Origin of the sequence: Mycobacterium sp., assembly GCF_035314665.1 — a bacterium.
Lineage (GTDB): Bacteria > Actinomycetota > Actinomycetes > Mycobacteriales > Mycobacteriaceae > Mycobacterium.
Map to the genome: position 1 here is coordinate 1 of NZ_DATFZD010000243.1, position 4,367 is coordinate 4,367.

At 64.3% G+C, this 4,367-nt stretch carries 2 protein-coding genes; one reads left to right on the plus strand and one right to left on the minus strand.

The genetic code is table 11. The features are described 5' to 3' along the window. Positions 1-819, plus strand: an 819-nt coding sequence (locus VKI00_RS17775; RefSeq protein WP_324439645.1) for an acyl-CoA dehydrogenase family protein, incomplete at its 5' end; no start/stop codon positions are given. Positions 820-891: 72 nt separating this feature from the next. Here the strand turns inward: VKI00_RS17775 and VKI00_RS17780 are convergent. Beyond that, complete coding sequence (locus tag VKI00_RS17780) at positions 892-4,212, minus strand: protein kinase domain-containing protein (RefSeq protein WP_324439647.1); 3,321 nt, start codon at positions 4,210-4,212, stop codon at positions 892-894. Positions 4,213-4,367 lie beyond the last annotated feature (155 nt).

The following is a 4,367-nucleotide window of genomic DNA, read 5'->3' on the forward strand; positions in this document are numbered from 1 at the left end:
GCCCGGGGCGAGATCCTCATGGCGTTCGGCGTCACCGAGCCCACCGCCGGGGTCGACACCTCGCGCATCCGAACCAAGGCGGAGAAGGTCGACGGTGGCTGGTTGGTCAACGGCCAGAAGGTCTGGATCAGCAACGCACAGAACGCCCACAAGATCCTGCTGCTGGCACGCACGTCTCCTCGCAACCACGAGAAGCCGCTGCACGGGATGACGCTCTTCTTCACCGACCTGGACCGCGACCGGATCACGGTCCGCGAGATCGAGAAGCTGGGCCGCTCGGCGATCGACTCCAACGAGCTGTTCATCGAGAACCTCGAGGTCCGCGACGAGGAGGTCGTGGGAGAGGTGGGCCAAGGCTTTAAGTACCTCGTCGATGGGCTGAACTCCGAGCGCATCGTCGTGGGGCTGGAGGGCGTCGGTATCGGTCAGGCGGCACTGGAACTGGCGACGAAGTACGCCAACGAACGCGTGGTCTTCGACCGGCCCATCGGCCAGAACCAGGCGGTCGCCCACCCGCTGGCCGACTCCTGGATCCGCCTGGAGGCGGCTCGGCTGACGGCGATGCACGCGGCCAAGCTCTACGACGACCACCAAAACTGCGGCATCCAGTCCGCGGCGGCCAAGTATCTGGGTGCCGAGGCCGGCTTCGATGCCTGCGACCGCGCCATGTCCACGCACGGTGGCTACGCCTACGCGAAGGAGTACCACGTGGAGCGGCTGTGGCGGGAGGCGCGGCTGCTGCGCAATGCGCCGTTCTCCCAGGAGATGGTCCTCAACTACATCTCCACGCAGGCGCTGAACCTGCCGCGCGCCTACTGACGCAGCGAGCGCCGGCCGCTGGACCAGGCGCGCACGTATGACCGGGACACGGTGTCGGATCGCAACCAGGAATTAGCCAAGGCCGGCATCGACAAGCAAACGCGGTAGTCCGACTTCTTCACACCGTCGTGCGACTGCGGGGATCATTGCATCAGCTGATCTGCCTGTGCGGGCCAGTGTTTCAGCGAGCAGCAGTTGAGCGCGCAGCGCCGCCAACGGCCTTCGCGCGGCATCGATGCTCGCAACCAGCTTGCTCGCCCGTCGGCCTGCCTGCTCTTGTTCCTCGGCGGTACCGCCCGCTAACAGCAGGCGAACCGCAGAGTCCTCGTCGAGTTCAGCGGTTATCGTGGCGATACCGTCGTCTCGCGGAATAGTCCGCACGGATCGCAGGCCGGCTGCCACCGCCGGCGCGACGCTGATTCCCAATCGGATCCGCTCGTTGTTGATCGCGGCCGCGAGTCGCGGGAGTCGCAGTTCCTCCGCTGTCTTCATACCGGCGTCGAGGCACTCGGCCGCGACGCTGAGATCACCTTGCGCTGCTATGACTTTGGCGCTTCCGACGTACCGCGCGGCGAGGTAGTCCACGCCACCACCCTCTGGCCCAAGTCCATAGCTCATCTCCAGCAATCGCGTCGCTTCATCCAATTCGCCAGCTTCATAAAGCAATTCGCCGAGCATAGCACCTGCGAGACGCGCAGCGTGGGAGTGCGACCCCACTGTCACTCCGATTTCGAACGCTTCGCGAAACTCACGTTGAGCGGTGGTGATGTCAAGCTCGTACTTGGCGGCAATTCCGGCAAAGCAGTGTGCGAGCACGCTCACGAACGGCCGGATCATGTCCTGGTAGGGCGCCGCCCACCGCAGCAGCCTTCGTGCGTCGTCAAACTCGAAACGGTAAATGGCGGCGAACGCTGCGACATTACCCACCACCCCGGGTACCCGAGGGTGGAGGGTATCAGCTCTCGAGAACGCCTCGGAGACAAGAGAATCGATACGATCACTACGGTCGGCGAATAGTTCTGCCACCCCGCGCAGCACGTCGGCTTCCACTCGAAGATCGGCTCGCGACGCATCCGAGAGTTCTGCCCTGCCCAGAGCCGCCTCGAAGCAATTCAGCGCGGCGTCGGCGGGCGCCCTGCGCTGTAGCAGGATATTTGCCCAGGCGATCGCCAGCTGAAGTCGTGCCCTCGATACCAGCAGCCGGGGCGGCAGTTTCTTGGCAATCTCGAGGAACGTCGTCATTTTCGACTCCTCGAGCAGACGTGTCTCGTCTTGCTCGACAAGGTCAACGGCGAGGGTCGGGTCGTCGACGGCGAGCGCATGGTTGACGGCCTCGTTGAGGTAGCCGTGTTCGGCGAACCATGCCGCCGCCGTGCGGTGCAGTCGCCGACCCCGCTCGGGATCGTCGCGTTCAAGTCGCTGGCGTAGGAATTCGGCGAACAGCTGGTGATAACGAAACCAGTCGGGGTCGTTGTCGATCCGCTGCAGGAACAGCCCGCGATGCGTGACCTCTTCGAGCATCGCCAGTCCTCGCGGCTGCTCGGACAACGCCGATGCCAGTCCGCCGCAGGTCCTCTCGGTGATCGACGTTGCCAACATGAAGTCGGCTATCGCCGGTTCAAGTGTGTCGAGGACGTTTTCGGCCAAGAACTCACCGATGACGTCATGTGCACCGCAAAGCCGACCGATAAGACTGGAGGCGTCGGCACCGCCGCGTAAGAACAAAGTAGCGAGCCGCAGGCCGGCCGCCCACCCATCCGTCGAGGCGGTTAGCGCCGCAACGTCGGCGCCCGACAATGCTAGGCCGCCGACATCATTGAGCAATGACTGCGCCTCGTCGGGATCGAAACGCAGAGCGTCACAGTCAATCTCGACGAGCTCATCACGGAGTCGCAATTTGCTCACCGGCAGATCCGCATGCGACCAGCTCGTCACGATGAGCTGCAGGTGGTGGCAGCCGTGTTCGAGCAGGAAGCCCAGAGCGGCAATGGCCTGGCTGTCCGATACCCGATGCCAGTCATCCACGACGAGGGTGATTCGGTCGTTGTTTTCGTGTATCTCGTCGATCAGCGACGTCAATACGTAGCGGGCCGAGTCGTCGCCGTGCTCTTCGAGCACCTGCGCCAAGGACGCCGCCAGGGCGGGTCGAATCGTTCGGATCGACTCGAGCAGGTGCGCCAGGAACCACACTGCGTTGTTGTCGTCGTCATCGACAGTTAGCCAAGCCACGGCGACGCCCTCGCGCATGAGAAGCTCGCGCCACTGGGCCGCCAGGGTGCTCTTGCCGTAGCCCGACGGCGCGTTGATGAGAATCAGGCGCCGCCGCCCCGCGGCACGAACAACACCGGCTAGCCGATCCCGAACAATTAGCGACCTGAGCGCGACTGGAGGGCGGTATTTCGTCACGGGGGTGGGCGGTGTCGGTGTCGTCCACATGTGCGCACGGCGGGCTGACGGCACTTCCGGCGCCTTGCGGCTTTCCACGCCCAGCTCGACATGACGTGCCATCTCGTCGACGAAAACACCGTGGTTGCGCTGAATGGCGCGAAGCCGCTCGCCGAACTCCGCTGCCGAGGTGGGACGGTCGGAGGGGTCACGGGCCATGGCGCGTTCGATGGCGGCCGCAACATCGGGGGGCAGCCCGTGCCCAGCCAGGTCCGGAATCGGCTGCGACGTGATCCGCAGGAACTGGGCGATCACCTTTTCGCCGCTGCGGCGCTCGAACGCCGCGTGGCCGGTCATCGCGCAAAACAGGGTCGCGCCGAGCGAATACACATCCGATTGCGGCATCGGCGTCGCACCCTCGAGCACTTCGGGGGCGGTGTACGCCGGTGAGCCGGCGATCACGCCTGTCTTTGTCTGAAAACCTCCCGCGATCCTAGCGATGCCGAAGTCAGTGAGCTGCGGTTCGCCGTAGTCCGAGAGGAGGATGTTCCCCGGCTTGACGTCACGATGCAAGATGCCGACGTTATGTGCAGCTTCCAGCGCGCCGGCCAGCTTCACGCCGATGCTCACGGCCTCATTCCAGTCGACTGGTCCGTGGCGGCGGATCAAGGCTTCCAGGGAGTCCTTGGCGTGATAGGGCATCACGATGAATGGCCGGCCCGTCGCGATGGTGCCGACCTCGAGAATTGTCACGATGTGCGGGTGGTCGGACAGCCTGCCCATGGCTCGTTGTTCACGCACGAAGCGCTCGACGTTGTCCGGGTCGAGATCAGACGTCAAGACCTTTACCGCAACAGTCCGATCCAACGACGGTTGCGTGCAGCGGTAGACCACCCCGAATCCCCCATGCCCGACTTCGGTTATGTCGTCGAATCCCGCATTGCGTAGTTCGGCCGCGATGCCGGAAGCCGCATCCTGTTGTGTCGCGTGTGGATCGCCCTCGGCCATCGACGGTCACCATCCTCACTTGATGGCACACTACGCCGACGCCGTCGGGTGTCTGCTGCGGATACAGCACACCCACCCAGTTGGTCATACGAGCATCCAGACGTGTCGATGCGGATCACGCCGCGGAGTCGGGCTCGGTCAGCTCGTCGAGGTCA